The sequence below is a fragment of the Pseudomonas sp. GT1P32 genome (assembly GCF_054897805.1).
On sequence record NZ_CM142704.1, the window covers coordinates 6,663,611 to 6,682,584 of the forward strand.

Annotated in this window: 17 protein-coding genes; 3 read left to right on the forward strand and 14 right to left on the reverse strand. The window is 58.2% G+C overall.

The window, feature by feature from the left end; all coding sequences use genetic code 11:
- Positions 1-90: 90 nt before the first annotated feature.
- The 6 genes from ACYZUC_RS30465 to minC all read right to left on the reverse strand — a co-directional run bounded on the left by ACYZUC_RS30465 (position 91) and on the right by minC (position 5,303).
- Entirely contained in the window at positions 91-1,380 is a 1,290-nt protein-coding gene (locus ACYZUC_RS30465; RefSeq protein WP_008040545.1) for a M18 family aminopeptidase, read from the reverse strand.
- A 106-nt stretch (positions 1,381-1,486) separates the two neighbouring features.
- Positions 1,487-2,329: a lipopolysaccharide kinase InaA family protein gene (locus tag ACYZUC_RS30470; protein ID WP_461992401.1), complete on the reverse strand. Its 843-nt coding sequence runs from the start codon at positions 2,327-2,329 to the stop codon at positions 1,487-1,489.
- 153 nt (positions 2,330-2,482) lie between these two features.
- Positions 2,483-3,118, reverse strand: a complete 636-nt coding sequence (locus tag ACYZUC_RS30475; RefSeq protein WP_461992403.1) for an RluA family pseudouridine synthase — start codon at positions 3,116-3,118, stop codon at positions 2,483-2,485.
- Between the two features lie 180 nt (positions 3,119-3,298).
- On the reverse strand, positions 3,299-3,553 hold the full coding sequence (gene minE, locus ACYZUC_RS30480; protein WP_007944431.1) for a cell division topological specificity factor MinE: 255 nt from the start codon (positions 3,551-3,553) through the stop codon (positions 3,299-3,301).
- On the reverse strand, positions 3,553-4,365 hold the full coding sequence (minD, locus tag ACYZUC_RS30485; RefSeq protein ID WP_461992405.1) for a septum site-determining protein MinD: 813 nt from the start codon (positions 4,363-4,365) through the stop codon (positions 3,553-3,555). Before minD ends, minE begins: the two co-directional genes overlap by 1 nt.
- A gap of 200 nt (positions 4,366-4,565) precedes the next feature.
- A complete protein-coding gene (gene minC, locus ACYZUC_RS30490; RefSeq protein WP_461992407.1) occupies positions 4,566-5,303 on the reverse strand; it encodes a septum site-determining protein MinC in 738 nt (245 codons plus the stop codon).
- Between the two features lie 118 nt (positions 5,304-5,421).
- Between minC and ACYZUC_RS30495 the strand changes: the two genes are divergently transcribed.
- The 3 genes from ACYZUC_RS30495 to ACYZUC_RS30505 all read left to right on the forward strand — a co-directional run bounded on the left by ACYZUC_RS30495 (position 5,422) and on the right by ACYZUC_RS30505 (position 10,557).
- Positions 5,422-6,354 (forward strand): lipid A biosynthesis lauroyl acyltransferase, encoded by a 933-nt coding sequence (locus ACYZUC_RS30495; protein ID WP_008031451.1) that lies wholly within the window; start codon positions 5,422-5,424, stop codon positions 6,352-6,354.
- Between the two features lie 158 nt (positions 6,355-6,512).
- Complete coding sequence (locus tag ACYZUC_RS30500; protein WP_461992409.1) at positions 6,513-7,682, forward strand: patatin-like phospholipase family protein; 1,170 nt, start codon at positions 6,513-6,515, stop codon at positions 7,680-7,682.
- A gap of 73 nt (positions 7,683-7,755) precedes the next feature.
- Positions 7,756-10,557 (forward strand): RHS repeat domain-containing protein, encoded by a 2,802-nt coding sequence (locus tag ACYZUC_RS30505; protein WP_461992411.1) that lies wholly within the window; start codon positions 7,756-7,758, stop codon positions 10,555-10,557.
- 64 nt (positions 10,558-10,621) lie between these two features.
- Here ACYZUC_RS30505 and ACYZUC_RS30510 read toward each other — a convergent pair whose 3' ends face one another.
- The 8 genes from ACYZUC_RS30510 to puuE form a co-directional block, all read right to left on the reverse strand.
- Positions 10,622-11,407, reverse strand: a complete 786-nt coding sequence (locus ACYZUC_RS30510) for an outer membrane protein OmpK (protein WP_461992413.1) — start codon at positions 11,405-11,407, stop codon at positions 10,622-10,624.
- A gap of 375 nt (positions 11,408-11,782) precedes the next feature.
- Entirely contained in the window at positions 11,783-12,568 is a 786-nt protein-coding gene (locus ACYZUC_RS30515; RefSeq protein WP_461992415.1) for an outer membrane protein OmpK, read from the reverse strand.
- A 160-nt stretch (positions 12,569-12,728) separates the two neighbouring features.
- Complete coding sequence (locus ACYZUC_RS30520) at positions 12,729-14,087, reverse strand: nucleobase:cation symporter-2 family protein (protein ID WP_461992417.1); 1,359 nt, start codon at positions 14,085-14,087, stop codon at positions 12,729-12,731.
- A gap of 179 nt (positions 14,088-14,266) precedes the next feature.
- A complete protein-coding gene (locus ACYZUC_RS30525) occupies positions 14,267-15,559 on the reverse strand; it encodes a urate hydroxylase PuuD (protein ID WP_008031457.1) in 1,293 nt (430 codons plus the stop codon).
- 50 nt (positions 15,560-15,609) lie between these two features.
- Entirely contained in the window at positions 15,610-16,113 is a 504-nt protein-coding gene (locus ACYZUC_RS30530) for an ureidoglycolate lyase (RefSeq protein WP_007988150.1), read from the reverse strand.
- Between the two features lie 116 nt (positions 16,114-16,229).
- Positions 16,230-17,225 carry an allantoicase gene (gene alc / locus ACYZUC_RS30535; protein ID WP_008031459.1) on the reverse strand — a complete coding sequence of 332 codons (996 nt, stop codon included), beginning with the start codon at positions 17,223-17,225 and terminating at the stop codon, positions 16,230-16,232.
- Positions 17,226-17,313: 88 nt separating this feature from the next.
- Positions 17,314-17,829 carry a 2-oxo-4-hydroxy-4-carboxy-5-ureidoimidazoline decarboxylase gene (gene uraD, locus ACYZUC_RS30540; RefSeq protein WP_461992420.1) on the reverse strand — a complete coding sequence of 172 codons (516 nt, stop codon included), beginning with the start codon at positions 17,827-17,829 and terminating at the stop codon, positions 17,314-17,316.
- The gene (gene puuE, locus ACYZUC_RS30545) at positions 17,826-18,752 is read right to left on the reverse strand and encodes an allantoinase PuuE (RefSeq protein WP_008031461.1); all 927 of its coding nucleotides are present in this window, start codon (positions 18,750-18,752) and stop codon (positions 17,826-17,828) included. The genes uraD and puuE overlap by 4 nt, the downstream gene beginning before the upstream one ends.
- Positions 18,753-18,974 lie beyond the last annotated feature (222 nt).

Sequence of the window (18,974 nt, forward strand, 5' to 3'; positions counted from 1 at the left end):
AGTCTAGCGGCTTTAACACATGTAGGAGCCGGCTTGCCGGCGATAGCGATTTCAAGGACGCCATCGCCGGCAAGCCGGCTCCTACAGGTTTTACGGCAGCTCTTGGCTGGCGTAGAACGCGCTCAGCACTTTCACCAGGTGTGCCAGATCATGACTGCCGCACAGCTCGCGGATCGAGTGCATGGCAAATGTCGGCAGGCCGATGTCCACGGTGCGCACGCCCAGGTGGCTGGCGGTGATCGGGCCGATGGTCGAGCCGCAGCCCATGTCGCTGCGCACCACGAAGCTTTGCACCGGCACTTCCTCGGCCATGCACAGATGGCGGAAGAACCCGGCGGTTTCGCTGTTGGTGGCGTAACGCTGGTTGCTGTTGACCTTGATCACCGGGCCGGCGTTGAGTTTCGGGCCGTGGTTGGCGTCGTGCTTGTCGGCGTAGTTGGGGTGTACGCCGTGGGCATTGTCGGCCGAGACCAGCAGGGATTTCTGAATGGTGCGTACGAATTCATCACCTTCGGGCAACAGACGACGCAGCGTCTGCTCCAGCATCGGGCCGTCAGCGCCACAGGCCGAGCAGGAGCCGACTTCTTCGTGATCATTGGCGACCAGCACGCAGGTTTCGTCGGTTTCAGCCGTCAGCAACGCTTGCAGGCCGGCGTAGCAGGACAGCAGGTTGTCGAGGCGTGCACCGGCGATGAAGTCGCCATGCAGGCCGATGACCGCAGCGCTCTGGGTGTCATAGAAGCTCAACTCGTAGTCGAGTACCACGTCGGCGTTCAGGCCATGCTCGAGAGCAAGTTGATTGGTGAGCACGGCGCGGAAGTCCACGCGCTCGTCACCGGCGAATTGTGCGAGGATCGGCGGCAATTCGGTCTGGGCGTTGATCGCCCAACCCATGTTGGCTTCACGATTGAGGTGAATGGCCAGGTTCGGAATGATCGCGATCGGCGTCTTGAAGTCGATCAGTTGGCTCTCGACCTTGCCGTCACGGCGGAAGGTCACGCGGCCCGCCAGGGACAGATCACGATCGAACCACGGCGCCAGCAGCGCGCCGCCATACACTTCGACGCCCAACTGCCAGAAACCCTGACGTTGCAGTTCCGGCTGGGGTTTGACCCGCAGGCACGGGCTGTCGGTATGGGCGCCGACCAGGCGGATACCGCCGTGCAGGGGCGAGTGACGGCCCATTTTGACGGCGACAATCGAAGAGTCGTTACGGGTGACGTAGTAACGGCCGTTGGCTTCAGTGGTCCAGGGCTCGCGTTCGTCGAGACGCTGATAACCCGCCGCTTCCAGGCGCTGAACAAGGCTGGCGGTGGCATGAAACGGGGTAGGGGAGGCCTTGAGGAAATCGATCAGGCCTTGGTTCAACTCTTCGCGCATAAGTAGCTCCAGACAGCAATGGCGCAAGTTTACCGTATTGGCTCACGGCATTGCAGACACAATGCCGTCCGTCGCGCGACGTTTGTCGGCGGGTCTGATTTGCGCGTCAGCCTGTGATCAGAAGACCGCTGAGGAACACTTCACGGCGTTGCTTGCGACCCACGTATTCATGCTTGCTCGCGACATACACCGGGTTGAACTTTTTCTTCGAGATGTCTGGGAGTTGTCCTGTGTACGCTTCAACCAGCCGATCGTAGTCGGCTTCAGTGATGTGTTTGTAGATTTCCCGGCGATAGAAAAATCCCAGCTGGAAACCCAGGGTTTCGCTTTGATGGGGTGTCTGGCCGGAGAAGCAGTTTTCAAAATCGATGGCTTTGAGCGGTGACTGCGACGATTCGGGGATCATGATGTTGCCGGCCCAGAAATCCATGTGAGTGATGTTCTTCAAGGCAAGGGAGTGGAGCAGATCAAAAGCATCCAGGATAAATGCCTCCACGTTGCCGGGGTTGCGTTTAAGCCACTGTACGCCGTCAAGATGGTCGTCAAGCAGGCGCGTGATAATGAAATACTCCTGGGTCAGTCCCAGCAGATCCTTGGTGTAGCCAAACCCCTGCAGTGGTGGCATCCGTACACCACGGCGCTGCGCTTCATGGGTATTGATCAGTTCTTCCAGCGGCCAGTCGAAGCGACCGTTACGCTGTGGTTTGCCAAAGGTCACCCGCACTTTCGCCTTTAAAGTATCCAGCGGCTGAACCTTGGCAAATAGAGGGGTATCACCACTGGCGAGCGGTGCGCTGGCACGGGTGAGCTTGCGAACGCTGCGCTTTTCAATCAGTTGCTCCAGCGCTTGCCGTGCTTCGACGCAGGGCTGTTCACTGAGATGCAGGGTGGTGTTGGAAAAGCTGAAGGTAATTGGGTAGTCGTTCTGAAGAGTCTTGCAACTGAGCACTGGGCGTCCTGCCTGCTATCGTAATGCCATCATTTTACGTTTCTTTACAAATTTATGACAATAATTTAACGCCATTTTTACGACATATAATTTGTTTCAACAAATGAAAACGCCCTTCAGTTGAAGGGCGTTTTTTTATTTCGGCGAGTCTGCTCAAAACGGTGCGGGGCACTCGAAACGCAGGCGTTCACCAGTCTGCGGATGAGTGAAGCTGAGCATGCTCGCGTGCAGGCACAGCCGTGGCCAGGCGGCCAGCGCCTGCTCGTGGGCGTAGAGCCCGTCACCCAGCAGCGGGTGGCCGATGGAGAGCATGTGCACGCGCAACTGGTGGGAGCGGCCGGTGATCGGCGTCAGTTCAACCCGACACCAGTCGCCGCAGCGCTCCAGCACGCGCCAGAATGTCAGGGCGTTTTTGCCGAACTCGAAATCTACCACGTGGCGCGGCTTGGTCGGCGGGTCGTAGCGCAGGGGCAGGTCGATGCTGCCGCTGTCCAGTTCCGGCTGGCCCCAGCAAAGTGCGGTGTAGGTCTTTTCGGTTTCACGGTCGTGAAATTGCCGAGACAATTCGCGATGGGTGTCCGGGTCACGGGCCAGCAGAATGATGCCGGAGGTTTCCCAGTCCAGGCGATGGACGATGCGGGCTTCGGGGTAGCCGTTTTCTTGCAGGCGGGTGATCAGGCAATCCTTGTTGTCGTCGGCCCGGCCGGGGACGGAAAGCAACAGGGTCGGTTTATTCACCACCAGTACGGCGGCGTCCTGATGGATGATGTGGACGTTGGACAGCGGCATTAAACAGCCTCGTAACAAACGCCAACGGCGACTCAGGCTTTCAGGGCTCTTGTAGGAGCGAAGCTTGCTCGCGAAGGTGTGTCAGCAACGTTAATGTCGACTGGCACACCTTCGCGAGCAAGCTTCGCTCCTACAAGGAGCTGCAAAAGCCTGAGCCGCCGTGGCTCCCGACGGATCGACTCAGCGATCCGGCAGGGTGATATTGAGTTCCAGAATCGAGCAGCTACCCTGGTTTTCCAGGGCGACATGCACGTCATCGGACCCGATATTGACGTACTTGCGGATGACTTCGACCAGCTCTTTCTGCAAGGCTGGCAAGTAATCCGGCGTACTGCGTTGGCCGCGTTCGTGCGCCACGATGATCTGTAGACGCTCTTTCGCTACCGACGCGGTACTTGGCTTCTTGTTGGCGCGAAAGAAGTCAAAAATGTTCATTACCGACCTCCAAACAAACTCGCAAAGAATCCTTTCTTCTGCACATCGAGGAATCGATGTTCTACGGTTTTACCCAGCAGACGATCGACTGCATCGCTGTACGCCTGACCGGCGTCGCTCTGGTCGTCAAGAATTACGGGTACACCGGAGTTGGAAGCCTTGAGTACCGCTTGGGATTCCGGAATGACGCCCAGCAGGGTCACGGCCAGAATCTCTTTCACGTCTTCGACGCCGAGCATCTCGCCATCGCTGACGCGCTGCGGGTTGTAACGGGTCAACAGCAAGTGTTCCTTGATCGGCTCTTCGCCGTTTTCGGCGCGACGCGATTTGCTGGCCAGCAGGCCCAGCATGCGGTCCGAGTCACGTACCGAGGAGACTTCCGGGTTGGTCACGACGATCGCTTCATCGGCGAAGTACATGGCCAGGTGAGCACCTTTCTCGATGCCGGCCGGGGAGTCGCAGACCACGAATTCGAAGTCTTCCTTCAACGCCATCAGGACTTTTTCCACGCCTTCGACGGTCAGCGCGTCTTTGTCGCGGGTCTGACTGGCGGCCAGTACGTAGAGGTTTTCCAGGCGTTTGTCTTTGATCAGGGCCTGTTGCAGGTTGGCTTCGCCGTTAACCACGTTGACGAAGTCATACACGACGCGACGCTCGCAACCCATGATCAGGTCGAGGTTACGCAAGCCGACGTCGAAGTCGACGATAACTGTTTTGTGACCGCGCAGTGCGAGGCCGGTACCGATAGCAGCACTGGTGGTGGTCTTACCCACACCACCCTTGCCGGATGTAACCACGAGAATCTTGGCCAAGGTGTTTCACCCCTAAGGAAAAAGGACATTTAGCCCCTGAAAAACATCTCTGGAAAAACGACTGCAGTCGGACAGCTTGGCTGGAATCCGGTCCTGAACCGCGCTTACCTCCGGTAAACACTGCTTTTGGCCTTTTTCCTACTTCGTTTGAGCCGTTTTCGCTACGTTTTAGAGATGCTTGGAAAATGCGGCAGTATCCGTTAAAGCCGAATGATGTTCAACACATCGCCCGACAGGCTGACCTGTACGCCCGCGCCCCACAAAGGGTCGCGACGCAGATCTTCCGAAACCTTGTAGTGGCCTGCGATGGAGACCAGTTCAGCGCTCATTTGCTGACAGAAAATCCTGGCTTTCGTGTCGCCTTTGACCCCGGCCAATACACGACCGCGCATCGGTCCGTATACATGGATGTTGCCGTCGGCGAGAAGTTCCGCCCCCGGGCTGACCGAGGAGATCACGACGAGGTCGCAACCCTGGGCATAAATCTGCTGGCCGCCGCGTACCGGCGAGGTGATGATTTTCGTCGGTTTGATCGTCGGTTCAGCGGGTTTTTCCGGTTTCTTCGCAACGATGCCTTCAAGCGGGTCCAGCGGGCGCTCGCGGGCGCCGGATGGCGGCAGCACCGGCAGGTCGACCGCGATGGCGGCGGCGATGTCTTCGATACGACTGGCACGGATCGCCAGGGTGCGCAGGCCGTGCTGGCGGCAGACGCGCATCAAACCTGGCAGATCGACCGCGCCTTCGCTGGCCGGAAGTTTGTCCAGCGCCAGTACCAGCGGCGCGTTGCTGAAAAAGCCGGGCGCCTGGGCGACCTTGGCGGCCAATTGCCGATCAAGGCTTTCGAGGTCGTTGCGGGCCAGCTCCAGCACGGTAATGGCGAGCATGCTGCCCTTCAACTGGAACACGGGATCCTGGTCTTGCGGTTCGATTTGGCTCATGGTCGGCATACAACGGCTTGTCACTAAAAGTGCCGAGACTTATAACGAGAACGCTCGCGAGCCGCAAGCCGGGTCGAACGATGTAGAATGCGCGGCCATTGTCTTTCCGGAACCTTTAATGGATCGCCCGCGTTTTCAAAAAACATTTCTGATGCCGCGTTTCTGGCCGCTGTGGTGCGGCTTGGGGCTGTTGTGGCTGATCGTTCAGTTGCCCTACCCGGCGCTGCTGTTTATTGGTCGTGCCCTCGGTGCATTGATGTATCGCGCGGCGGGCGACCGACGGCGCATTGCCAAGCGCAACCTGGAGCTGTGCTTCCCGGAAAAATCCGCTGCCGAGCGCAAGCGCCTGCTCAAGGAAAACTTTGCCTCCACCGGCATCGCATTCTTTGAAATGGCCATGAGCTGGTGGTGGTCGCGGGAGCGTCTGGCCAGGTTGGCGCATGTTGAAGGGCTGGAGCACCTGAAAAAGGCCCAGCGCGAAGGCAAGGGCGTGATTCTGATGGCCGTGCATTTCACCACGCTGGAAATCGGCGCGGCGCTGCTTGGCCAGCAACACACCATCGACGGCATGTACCGCGAGCACAAGAACCCGCTGTTCGATTACATCCAGCGCAATGGCCGCGAGCGACACAACCTCGACTCGCTGGCCGTGGAGCGTGAAGACGTGCGCGGCATGCTCAAACTGCTGCGGGCCGGCCGGGCGATCTGGTACGCACCGGATCAGGACTACGGCGCCAAGCAAAGCATCTTCGTGCCGCTGTTCGGGATTCAGGCCGCGACCGTCACTGCCACCAGCAAATTTGCGCGGCTGGGCAAGGCGCTGGTGGTGCCGTTCACCCAGGAGCGTCTGGCGGACGGCAGCGGCTATCGATTGGTGATCCATGCGCCGCTCGAAGGTTTCCCCGGCGAGACCGAAGAGGCCGATTGCCTGCGAATCAACCAATGGATCGAAGGCGTCTTGCGCGACTGCCCGGAGCAATACCTCTGGGCCCATCGCCGCTTCAAGAGTCGTCCGCCGGGCGAACCCAAGTTGTACGCAAAACGCGGCTGAATCCCCAATCCCTGTAGGAGCGAGCCTGCTCGCGAAAAACCCGAGAGCGCCGCGGAGTGTCAGGCAGCCAACGTCATCGTTGACGACCATCGCCGGCAAGCCGGTCTCGCTCCTACAGGGAAATGGAAAATTCCAACTAGCACCATGGAGAGTTGTGCATGAGTCCAGGCGAACCGGTTACAGGGTTGATTCTTTCCGGCGGCGGGGCTCGGGCGGCCTATCAGGTCGGCGTGCTGGCAGCGATTGCCGAATTGCTGCCGGTGGGGGCAAACAATCCGTTCCCGGTGATCGTCGGCACCTCGGCCGGGGCGATCAACGCGGTCAGCCTCGCCAGTGGGGCAATGGACTTTCGCAATTCCATCGAACGCCTGACCGCTTTCTGGCAAGGGTTCCGTAGCCATCTGGTTTTGCGCAGCGACTGGCCGGGCGTGATCCGTCAGGCCAGCCGGTTTGTCAGCCACAGTTTGCTAGGCATTGGCGCTCAGGTGCCGGTGGCCCTGCTCAACAGCTCGCCGCTGCGCCGGTTGCTCAACGACAAATTGCACATGACCGGCATCGCTGAAGCCATCGCGCAGAAGCAGTTGAAGGCCGTGGCGGTCACCGCGTTCGGTTACGAATCAGGTCAGGCGGTCACCTTCTATCAGGGCGGCGGCACCATCGACGCCTGGTTGCGCCATCGGCGCATCGGCGTTCCCACGCAGTTGACCGTCGAGCACTTGCTCGCCAGCTCCGCCATCCCACTGCTGTTCGCCCCGGTAAAAATCGGCGAGGAATATTTCGGTGACGGCGCGGTGCGCCAATCGGCACCGATCAGCCCGGCCCTGCACCTGGGTGCCAGCCGCGTGCTGGTGGTGGGCGTCAGCGGCAACCCGCGCGGTGTCGATCCGGTGCGACCGCTGCAACGCACCTACACCGGGCAGCAGCCGACGCTCGCGCAGATCGGTGGGCACATGCTCAACAGTACGTTCATTGACAGCCTGGAAAGTGACATCGAATTGCTGCAGCGTTTGAATCAGTTCAGCCATCTGATGCCCGCCGGCACGCCGACCCGTGCGCTCGGCGTGGCGCCGGTTGAGGTGCTGGTGATTTCGCCGAGCCAGCCGATTGATGAGATCGCTGCGCGACATCGCCAGGAATTGCCGGCAGCGTTGCGTCTGTTTTTGCGCGGGCCGGGTGCGACCAAGACCAGCGGGGCGGGGGTGTTGAGTTATCTGCTGTTCGAGGCGGGGTATTGCAGTGAGTTGATTGACCTGGGGCGGCGTGATGCGTTGGCCAAACGCGAGGAGCTGTGTCGGTTTCTCGGGCTTTCGGTGCCGGAGCCCGCTTGAACTGTCATTTGTGACAGTAGACGTTCAAGTATTTATTCGATCAGATTAAGACCCTCAGGCAGAGGGGTCGAACATGGCGGCCGCGCAATGGATTGATGCTCACACACCGAGTCTGGCGGTGGTGGATTCACGCGGTTTGGTTGTGCGAAATGTCGCCTATTGCCGCCATCCTCTGAACTCATCGATTGATACCCGCATCACCCGTAACCAATTCGATCCTGCCGGACGGCTTTTTGCGTCCTGGGACCCGCGCCTGTGGGGAACGGCACCGAAGCCCAATCTTGAAAACACTTTTGATTTGCAAGGCCGGGCTCTGCTGGTGGACAGTGTCGATGCCGGTTGGCAGCTCAGCTTAATGAATCAGGCGGATGCGGCCTGCTCATTCTGGGACGGGCGCGGCGGACAGCGTCATAGCGAATTTGATGAGCTCCAGCGTCCGATAGCCGTTACGGAGCAGATGGCGCATGAGTTGCCGCGTGTTTCCGAGCGCTTTACGTATGGCAATGCCAGTGACGAGCGGGCGGCCCGTAACCAGTGTGGTCAACCGATCCGCCATGACCATCCGGTCGGCAGGCGCAGCCTCTGTGAATACGGTGTAGGTGGTTTGTTACTGGTGGAGCAGACGCGGTTCTTGCGTGATCTCGAGCTGCCCGATTGGTCGGCCGAATTCACCGAACTCAGGCTGGAAGAGGAAGTGTTTGAGACGACGCAGCAGTACGCTCCTTCGGGGGAAATGCGTAGTCAGACTGACGCCATGGATCATGTCAGGTCATTTGCTTACGACCGGGCCGGTCAGCTACGTGAAACCCGATTGAAGCTGGCCGGTTCTTTAGAAGCCCCCCGTTTGCTGGTCAGTGAAATCCGCTACGACGCTTTCGGCAGGAGCATCAGCGAACGGGTTGGAAATGGCATCATCACCACAGCCCATTACGCAGGTGAAGACGGGCGCCTCCTGCAGTTGCAGTCCTGCAATGTCGATGGCAAGCCGCTTCAGGATTTTAGCTACGGTTACGATCCCGTCGGCAACATCACTTGCATCGAAGACCAGGCTCAACCGACGCGGCACTTCAATAATCAGCGGATCGATCCGAACTGCTGCTATGGCTATGACAGTCTTTACCAACTGATCAAAGCCACCGGCAGTGAAGTCAGTCAACCCAGTTACGGCCCGGCTTTGCCAACCTGGCAAACCACGCCGCTGGACCCCAACCAGTTGCGCAATTACACCCAGACCTTCAACTACGACGCCGCCGGTAACCTGCAAACCCGCCATCACAGCGGTGCAGAAACGTTTGAGATGTTTACCGCGACGGACAGTAATCGCAGCGTTGTGGATAAAGGCAACTTGGTCGACGGCTTCGATGCCAACGGTAATCAGTTGGAGTTACTGCGTGGGCAAAAGATGAGTTGGGATGTGCGGAACCAGCTCAGCAGCGTAACGATGGTGAAGCGCGACGACGGTCCTGACGATACTGAATGTTACTGCTACGACAGTCCTGGGCATCGCTTGCGAAAAGTCCGACTGACTCAGGCAGCGCATCGCACATTGCGTTCTGAAACGCGCTACTTGCCGGGTTTGGAAATCCATCGCGACAAGGCCACTGGAGAGGAGCGGCATGTCGTCAGTGTCGAGGCCGGGCGCGGTCAGGTCCGCGCCTTGCACTGGGTCACTGGATTGCCTCGTGATGTTCGTAACGATCAACTGCGTTTTTGCCTGAGCAATCATTTGAACTCCAGCACCCTGGAGTTGGATGAGCGGGGCAGAGTTCTGAGTCGGGAGGTTTATTACGCATTTGGTGGGACGGCGTTGTGGGCGGGTATCAGCGAGACCGAAGCCAGGTACAAAACGATTCGTTATTCGGGCAAAGAGCGAGATGCAACCGGGCTTTATTGTTACGGCTATCGGTATTACGCACCGTGGTTGCAGCGGTGGCTGAGTGCAGATCCGGCGGGAAATGTAGATGATGTAAATTTATTTTTGTTCGTGGGAAATAGTCCACTGACTTATAGAGATGAAAACGGACTGACGCGGAACGGAATAAACGAATTCATTACTAAAAGCGGAAGTCGGGACGATCTGAAGGCTGAGGCAGGCCGTATCGCGATGGAGCGCCAAGAGTCTTTATATCGGGAGTTAAAAGTTAGTCCGAACGGGCGTCGCGGGGATTATTTAAAGGCTTTTGCGAATGACTCAAGTCTGTTGGTCAATGATTATTTAAGATACGGTACTAAACGAGGGGTGCTTTTCGGACGGTTTTATTCTCTTGTCTTCGTTGCGTCTGATGACGCTGCACGTGTTAATGATTTAACGAAGATTATCAGTGCGCTCCCTCATACAGGCAGCGTGCCTCTTTATCGAGGAGGGTCTGGCAGTCGAGGAACATCCGGTGAGTTTTTCAGGCAAGGAAAACTGGGTGTTGGTGCAGTTTTGATCAATGCAGATTTTACATCGTTTACTGAAAACCCTCACGTGGCGGCCGAATTTGCAGGACTTAATGAGGAAAGCGTTAATTTCGACAGCTCTTCTGTGATATTTGAAGTGGCCGAGCATTTTAGCCCAAGGCCCATTGCTCCTAATGCATTGCGAGTCAGCAATCGTATTGATGAAGCGGAGTCATTGATAAGTCCTGCTGCGGCGTTTGAAATTATTTCGGTGGATTTGATTGATGTTGCGATTCATGGCGTAGATCAAAATTATGTGTACGTGTCGATGAAAGAAATTCCACCGCCAAAATTAATACTTGATTCAGTGTCGATGAGTCGTGTGTTGCCGGCTAATGTCTACGATATGCGAACTGGCGAACCATTCCAGTTCGAAAATCTAAAAGCTAGACTAGGTGCTACTGCTGATCAGCTATTGCAGAGTTATTACTGAAGGTGTTTTGAAATAAAACCACTTGGCGTCGTCAAGTCGCCAAGTGGAAGTCAGATTTTTTCTGTCAGAAGTGGAACTTCACCAGGAAGCTCGTCGTGCTCTGATCAGTCTTGAAGTACTGGCTATCCTTAATCCCGTACTTGTCCGACCAATAGTCATACTCCACACCCACATACAACTGCTTCTCGCCAAAATTCAGCGCTTTACCCAAGTCATATTTAACCTGCGGGTTGAAGTGCAGGTTGGCGTGGTAATCGCCTTTGGAGTTGGAGTCGTTATCGACTACCCAGTCCATGAAACCGTCGATCAGGATGTTCGAATCGCCGACCGGGATGGTGTAGGACCAGACCGGGGTGATCTGCCAGACGTTGTCGCCCGCACGGCTGCCTTCGGTATGACGCTGGTAGAAGTTCAGCTGGAAGTAGTCGAAGCCGGGAATTGCCAGGTCGAAACCCGGGCCGATCAGATAGGACTCGGTATCGCCTTCACCAAACTCGTACGTCATCGCCAGCAACACGTCTTTGACCGGGCCGAATCCGATTTTCTGGTCGAGGACTTTGCCCAGGGAAATGCGTGGGCTGAACTCACCGTAATAGGTGTTCGGGCCGACGTTGAAATCCTTTTCGCCGTTGTAGAAGATCTTGTCGACGAAGAAGAAGTTATCCCCATATTTCCAGCCATCGGCGTGTTCGAAAGTCACGGTCTGCTGAATGTGCGGGTTGACCTGGAAGTCTTTGCCATAGAGGTAGGTCAGGCTGTTGTTCTGCCATTGCAGCAAGTCGCCGGCCATGGCCTGGCCCCCGGCCAGCAAGGATCCCGCCAGCATCAGGCTAGTGCACGTACGTTTCATTCGGTTGCTCCCAAAAAGTAGGTGTTTCACGTTGTTTTTTTAAGGTCGGCGCTCTGGTGTGGCGCCTTTTTCCGTAGTGGTAAAAAATCATCCAATCGGTCAGCTTCAGTGCTGTTAGCAAGAGCTGCGCCAAGGCTTTCGAAAAGCAAAAAAACTCCCGTTCGGCGGCTCAAGAGCAGTCGATTGAGAGGGGTGTTGGAATGCCTTGATACCGTCCAGGGCCGGGATAAGTTGGCTTTCTGGTCAGGAATTAAATCCGGGCTTTTTTTTAAAGCGGATTCAGGCGGCCGCGGAGAATACTGACTCCAGGGCCGGGTCTCAAGTGCCCCGCAACAGCGCACCGACGACAGGTTTGGGGCACCGTTGCGGGTCATCTTAAAAGTGCACCTTCACCAGCAGGCTGGTGGTGTTTTCATTGGTGTCGAGGCGGGCGTTGTTTTCCACGCCGTACTTGTCTTTCCAGTAGCTGTACTCGACGCCGACATACACCTGTTTCTCCCGCCAGCCCAGCGCCTTGCCCAGGTCGTATTTGATCTGCGGGTTGAAATGCAGGTTGGCGTGATAGGTGCCACGCGAGTTCTGGTCGTTGTCCACGACCCAGTCGATGTAGCCGTCGATCAACAGGTTCGAATTGCCCAGTGGGACGGTGTAGGACCAGGCCGGTGTGATCTGCCAGACATCGTCGCCGGGGCGCGAGCCTTCGGTCTGGCGATAGTAGAAATTCAAGGTGAAAAAGTTGAAGCCCGGTACTGCAAGGTCGAAGCCGGGGCCGATCAGGTAGGCTTCGGTGTCGTCTTCGCCATTCTCGTAGGTCATGGCCAGCAACACGTCCTTGATCGGGCCGAACTCGAAGCGGCGGTCGAGGATTTTGCCGAAGGAGAGGCGTGGGCTGAATTCGCCGTAATAGGCGTGAACGCCTTTGTTCCGGTCTTTTTCGCCGTTGTAGTAAGTGCTGTCGACGAACAGGAAGTTGTCGCCGTACTTCCAGCGGTCGGCGTGTTCGAAGGTGATCGTCTGCTGAATCGACGGGTTGATCGCGAAATCCTTGCCGTACAGATAGCTCAGGCTGTTGGTCTGCCACAGCAGTAAATCGCCGGCCATGGCTTGGCTGGCAGCCAGAAGACCGCTGCCTAACAGCAGGTTTGTCTGTGTCCGAATCATCTGTTGCTCCCTCTTGTTTTTATTTTTTCAAGGCGCAGGCAGCCCCTGACCCTGTAGGAGCCGGCTTGCTGGCGATGAGGTCAGAACATCCAACATTGATGTCGTCTGACACACCGCCATCGCCAGCAAGCCGGCTCCTACAGGGTTATGTGGTGCTGATTTAGTGCGAGTGGGCGTGGCAGTCGTTGATCGCGGCGCGTTCCTTGCCGCCGAGGATGTTGAACAGCAGGTTCAGCGCCAAAGCACTTAACGTCGCCATGGCGATGCCGCTGTGGGTGATCGGGCTCATCCACAACGGCAGGTGGGCGAAGAACTCCGGACGTACTACCGGAATCAGGCCCATGCCGATGCTCACCGCCACCAGCAATTGGTTGCGACGGTCACCGATGTCGGCTTCCTGGAGAATCTTGATCCCGGTGGCGGCGACCATGCCGAACATCGCAATCGCCGCACCGCCAAGCACGGCGGGCGGAATCGAGGCGACCAGGAACGCGGCTTTCGGCAGCAGGCTCAACACCACCAGCAGACCGCCGGCAACGATGGTCACCGAGCGGCAGCGCACGCCGGTCATCTGCACCAGGCCGATGTTCTGCGCGAAAGAGGAATGGGTGAAGGTGTTGAAGAAACCGGCGAAGAACGACGCACCGGCATCGCACAGCAAGCCGCGACGCAGCATCCGTGGGCAGACCTCCTGGCCGGTGATTTTGCCCAGCGCGAGGAACATCCCGGTGGACTCGACGAAGATGATCACCACGACCAGGCACATCGACAGAATCGGCGCGAGTTCAAACTTCGGCATGCCGAAGTGCAGCGGGGTGACGAATTGCAGCCAAGGCGCCTGGGCCATGCCGCTGAGGTCGACCATGCCGATCATCCCGCAGATCACGTAACCGAGGCACATGCCGATCAGCACGGAAATGTTGACCCAGAAACCGCGCATGAAACGATGGACCAACAGTATGGTGGCCAGCACCAGTGCGGCGATGGCCAGGTAAATCGGGGAGCCGAATTGAGCGGCGCCGGCACCACCGCCCGCCCAATTGACGGCGACGGGGAACAGCGACAAACCGATCGAGGTGATGACCGTGCCGGTCACCAGCGGCGGGAAGAAGCGTACGACTTTGGACATGAACGGTGCGATGAGCATGCCGAAGAACCCGGCGGCGATGGTCGCGCCGAAGATCCCCTGCAGACCGATGCCGGGCATGCCGGCCATGGCGACCATGCTGCCGACGGCGGCGAAGCTGGCGCCCATCATTACCGGCATGCGAATGCCCATCGGGCCGATGCCCAGCGACTGGACGATGGTGGCGATGCCGGCCACCAGCAGGTCGGCGTTGATCAGGAAGGCGATTTCTTCACGACTCAGGCCTGCGGCCTGTCCGATGATCAGCGGCACCGCGATGGCTCCGCCGTACATCAGCAAAACATGTTGCAGACCGACCAGGATCAGTTGCAAAAGGGGCAAACGCTGAATGGCGGGTGCGTCGGGGATGCGCGCTTGGGATAGCTCGGACATGCAACACCTCGGATCTTTTTTATTCTTGTGATTATTTGCATCGGGTTGACCGCGGTGCGGCCGTTCGCGGGCAAGCTCCGCTCCTACAGGTTTCGTGCCGTTTGCATCATTTGTGAACGACACAAAACCTGTAGGAGCGAGCGGGCGGCGTTCCGACTTGCCCGCGAAGCTTTCAACGGTTAATTGGTCGGGGCTCCCTGAACAATCCATGCGCCGATCAGGTCACGTTCCTGCTGGGTCATCTGGGTGATGTTGCCCAGTGGCATGATCTGGCTGGTGACGGCTTGAGCCTGGATGCGCGCCGCGTTCTGGCGGATCTGCTCGGGGGTATCGAACATCACGCCGGCCGGTGCTGCACTGAACAGCGGGCTGGTCGGCTTGGCCGAGTGGCATACCGCGCAACGTTCCTGGATCACGCTGTGCACTTTGTCGAAACCCGGGCCGGCGTTTGCCGCCTGGACCGGTGCTTCAGCCGGTTTCGCGGCGGCAGGTTTGGCACCACCACCGAGGGCGGTTTCCGGCAGCGGCTGGTACTCGATGGTGCCAGGTGCCTTGGCCACTTCAGGTGCGCTTGGCATCTGCGCCGGGCCAGTTACATAAGCCAGGCAGATCATGCCCACGGCTGCGACGGGCAGGGTCCAGGCAAACTTGTGGCTGTCATGACGGGTGTTGAAGTAGTGACGCACCAACACCGCCAGCACCGCGATCCCGGCCAGGATCAGCCAGTTGTACTGGCTGCCATAAGTGCTCGGGAAGTGGTTGCTGATCATGATGAACAGCACCGGCAAGGTGAAGTAGTTGTTGTGACGCGAACGCAGCAGGCCTTTGGCCGGCAGCGCCGGATCGGGCGTGCGGTTCTCGGCAATCGCCGCCACCAGTGCGCGCTGTGCCGGCATGATGATGCGGAACACGTTACCGACCATGATGGTGCCGATGATCGCGCCGACGTGCAGGTATGCACCACGACCGCTGAACACTTTGCTGAAGCCGTAGGCCGCGCCGATGATCAGTACGAACAGGATGAAGCCGAGCAGGGCAGGGCGTTTGCCCAGGGCCGAGTCGCAGAGGAAGGAGTAGACGAACCAGCCAACGAACAAAGAAGCGATGCCCAGGGCAACACCTTCGGGGCCGGTCAGGCTGCTGCCCGGTGCCAGCAGGTACAGCGTTGGGTTGGAGTAGAACACCACGCACAGCAGCGCGATCCCCGACATCCAGGTGAAGTAGGCTTCCCATTTGAACCAGTGCAGGTTGTCCGGCATGGTCGGTGGAGCCAGTTTGTATTTTTCCAGGTGATAGATACCGCCGCCGTGGATCGCCCACAAATCACCGGCCAGACCACTTTTCGGGTTGACCCGATTGAGGTTGTTTTCCAGCCAGACGAAATAGAACGACGCACCGATCCAGGCCACGCCAGTAATCATGTGAACCCAGCGCACGCTCAGGTTCAGCCATTCCAACAGATGTGCTTCCACAGTCTTTACCTCTCGCCTGTCACTCTGTTGTCGAGTGATCAGACCTTCTCTTATTGGTGGGGGGCGAGGATCAAACGCTCATCCTCTTTGAAAAAATGCTCATCGCAGTTATTGCCTGTGCCACTGCGATCAACCACCAGGAAGTCATCCCGCTTTTCGATCGTCAGCACCGGGTGGTGCCAGACGCCGCGATGGTAATTAATGCCCTGCCTGCCGTTGGTGACGAAGGCGCGGACCAAGCCTGATACAGGTTCATCGCCAAGTGGCGCGACCACGATCAGAAAGGGGTTGCCGAGCAGCGGAATGAAAGCCTGGCTGCCCAGCGGGTGACGCTCCAGCATGCTGACGGTCAGCGGCATGTCCTGCGCGTCGGCGCGGAAAATGCTGATGATCGCCTTGTCTTCTGGCGTGGCGGTTTCGACCGTCGCCAGTTTATGAAAGCGCATGGTCGAACCGTTGTTGATCATGAAGTGATCGCTGCCGTCGGTTTCGATCACGTCACCGAAAGGGGCGAAGGCTTCTTTGGTCAGCGGTTCAATCGTCAGTGTGCGCATGCTGGTCTTCTTATCCGAGTTCTATGTTGTTTGTTCTGTCGTCTTCGCGGGCAAGCCTCGCTCCTACGGTCGGTGATACCTGTAGGAGCGAGGCTTGCCCGCGAAGGCCTCACCGCTTATTTAGCGACCTTGCCGAGGACACGCAGGCGGCTCACACCACCATCCGGGAACACGTTCAGGCGGATGTGGGTGATTGGGCCCAGTGCCTTGATCTGCTCGGCGAAGGTGTGTTCGGCGTGCATTTCCAGTTTCTGCGCCGGCAACAGTTCGCGCCAGAACAGCGATTGGGTTTCGATCTGGCTGTCGGTGCCACCCTTGACGAACGCGCCCTGGATCGAGCAGGTGTCCGGGTAGTTGCCCTTGAAGTGCAGGGTGTCGACGACGACTTTTTCGATCTCGCCGGCATGACCCAGCGCGACGATGACCCAGTCGTTGCCCGGCGTACGGCGACGTGCGGTTTCCCAGCCGTCGCCCATGTTGATGCCACGGCCCGGGTTGAGAATGTTGCTCATGCGGCCGAAGTGTTCGTCGGAGCAGGCGAGGGCGCGGCCACCGTTCAGGGCGGCGGCCAGGTCCACTTGTTCGTTGTCGCCGACAGCGGACCAGTCGCGGAACGGAATGCCGTAGACACGCAGACGGGCCACGCCACCATCCGGGTAGATGTTGAAGCGCAGGTGGCTGAAGGCCTGGTCGTTGCTGATTTCGTGGTAGTGGTGGCTGTTGCCTTGCAGCTCGACGGCCGACAGCACTTCAGTCCACTGGGTATTGTCGTCCGGCTCGCCCGAGGCCAGGAAGCAGGCTTCCAGCGAGGCCGATGGCGGGAAGTTGCCGGTGAAGAATGAAGTGTCGATGTCTACGCCTTTGATCGAGCCCGGCACGCCCAGGCGGATGACCGCGCTGTCGTAGCCTTCGAAGCGTTTGCGACGCGATTCCCAGCCGTCCATCCACTTGCCGTTGTCATCGAACACGCCCTCCTTCCACACGGCCGGGGTCGGTTGGAACAGACGGTTGGCGTCTGCAAACCAGTCATCGGTGACCGAGATGATTTTAGTGCCCAGGCGGGCGTCGGCCAGGTTGACGAACTTCTCGAAAGGTACGGCGTAAGCTTTCATTCTTCTTGTCTGCCTTTAATAAGTTGGCTTGGGATGCTTGCAGTGCCCTGGGCGATGTTTGCGTCCAATGTCGCTCGGGCAAGGCTCGCTATAGGGTCAGTAAACGGAACATGGCGATCTTGTTGATCTCCGCCAGCGCGCACTTGAACTCGGTATCTGCCGGGTTGTGAATGCGCGTTTCGAACGCCGCGAGGATCTGATGCCGGTTGCTGCCTTTTACCGCCATGATGAAGGGAAACTTGAACTTGGCTTTGTAGGCGTCGTTCAGCTCGGTGAAGCGAGAAAACTCTTCGGCCGTGCATTGGTGAATACCGGCGCCAGCCTGTTCATTGGTGCTGGCTTCGGTCAACTGGCCCTGGACGGCGGCTTTGCCGGCCAGGTCCGGGTGAGCGTTGATCAGGGCCAACTGGCTTTCGTGATCAGCGCTCAACAGGATGTCGCTCATGCGCTGGTGCAGGGTTTCGATCTCGTCGATCGAAGCATCCTGGCCCAGGTCAAAGGCCTTCTCGGCCACCCATGGCGAATGTTCGTAGATGTCGGCGAAAGCGGCGACGAACGCGTCGCGGCTCAGGGTCGAGGGTTTCAGGGTTTGAAAGGTGCTCATTGGGCAGCCCCTTGGTACGGGTGGGTTTCGTGCCAGTGGCGAGCGATGTCGACGCGGCGGCTGAACCACACCTGTTCATGACTTTTAGCGTATTCGATAAAGCGCTTGAGCGAGGCCAGACGCGCCGGACGGCCGATCAGTCGGCAGTGCAGACCGATCGAGAGCATTTTCGGCGCTTCGGCACCTTCGGCGTACAGCACATCGAAAGCGTCTTTTAGGTATTCAAAAAAGTCGTCGCCCTTGTTGAAACCCTGGACCTGGGTGAAGCGCATGTCGTTGGTGTCCAGGGTATACGGGATCACCAGGTGCGGCTTGCCGGTCGGGTTGTTCGGTTCCCAGTAGGGCAGGTCGTCGTCGTAGGTGTCGCAGTCGTAGAGAAAGCCGCCTTCTTCCATCACCAGCCGGCGAGTGTTCGGCCCGGTGCGGCCGGTGTACCAGCCCAGTGGGCGTTCGCCGGTGATTTCGGTGAGGACGCGGATCGCTTCGAGCATGTGCTCGCGTTCCTGTGCTTCGTCCATGTACTGGTAGTCGATCCAGCGATAGCCGTGGCTGCAGATCTCGTGACCGGCATCGACCATCGCGCGGATCACGTCCGGGTGACGCTGGGCGGCCATGGCCACGGCGAAGATGGTCAGCGGAATGTCGAATTCCTTGAACAGTTTCAGAATCCGCCAGACGCCGGCACGGCTGCCATACTCGTAAAGGGATTCCATGCTCATGTTGCGCGCGCCTTGCAGCGGCTGTGCCGAAACCATTTCCGAAAGGAAGGCTTCGGACTCTTTATCGCCGTGCAGGATGTTGCGCTCGCCGCCTTCTTCGTAATTGAGCACGAAAGACAGGGCGATACGCGCATTGCCCGGCCAGTGTGGGTGAGGAGGGTTACTGCCGTAACCGATCAGGTCGCGTGGGTAGTCAGCGCTCACTGCAGTCTTCCTTCTTATTCGTGACTTATTCAAGGTCGGGGTTGTGAGGCGGCCTGGCGGTGAGATGACAGGCTGGCGTCACAGCGATGGGTTGATTGTATACAACTTTATATCCACTTTGTAAGCCTGAATTTTCGCATTTTTCATCAGCTGTCATCTTTTGGTGATACTGCAAGAAACCTGCCCAGTTGGTCAGCTAATGGATAGAAGGTCCGCTGCTCG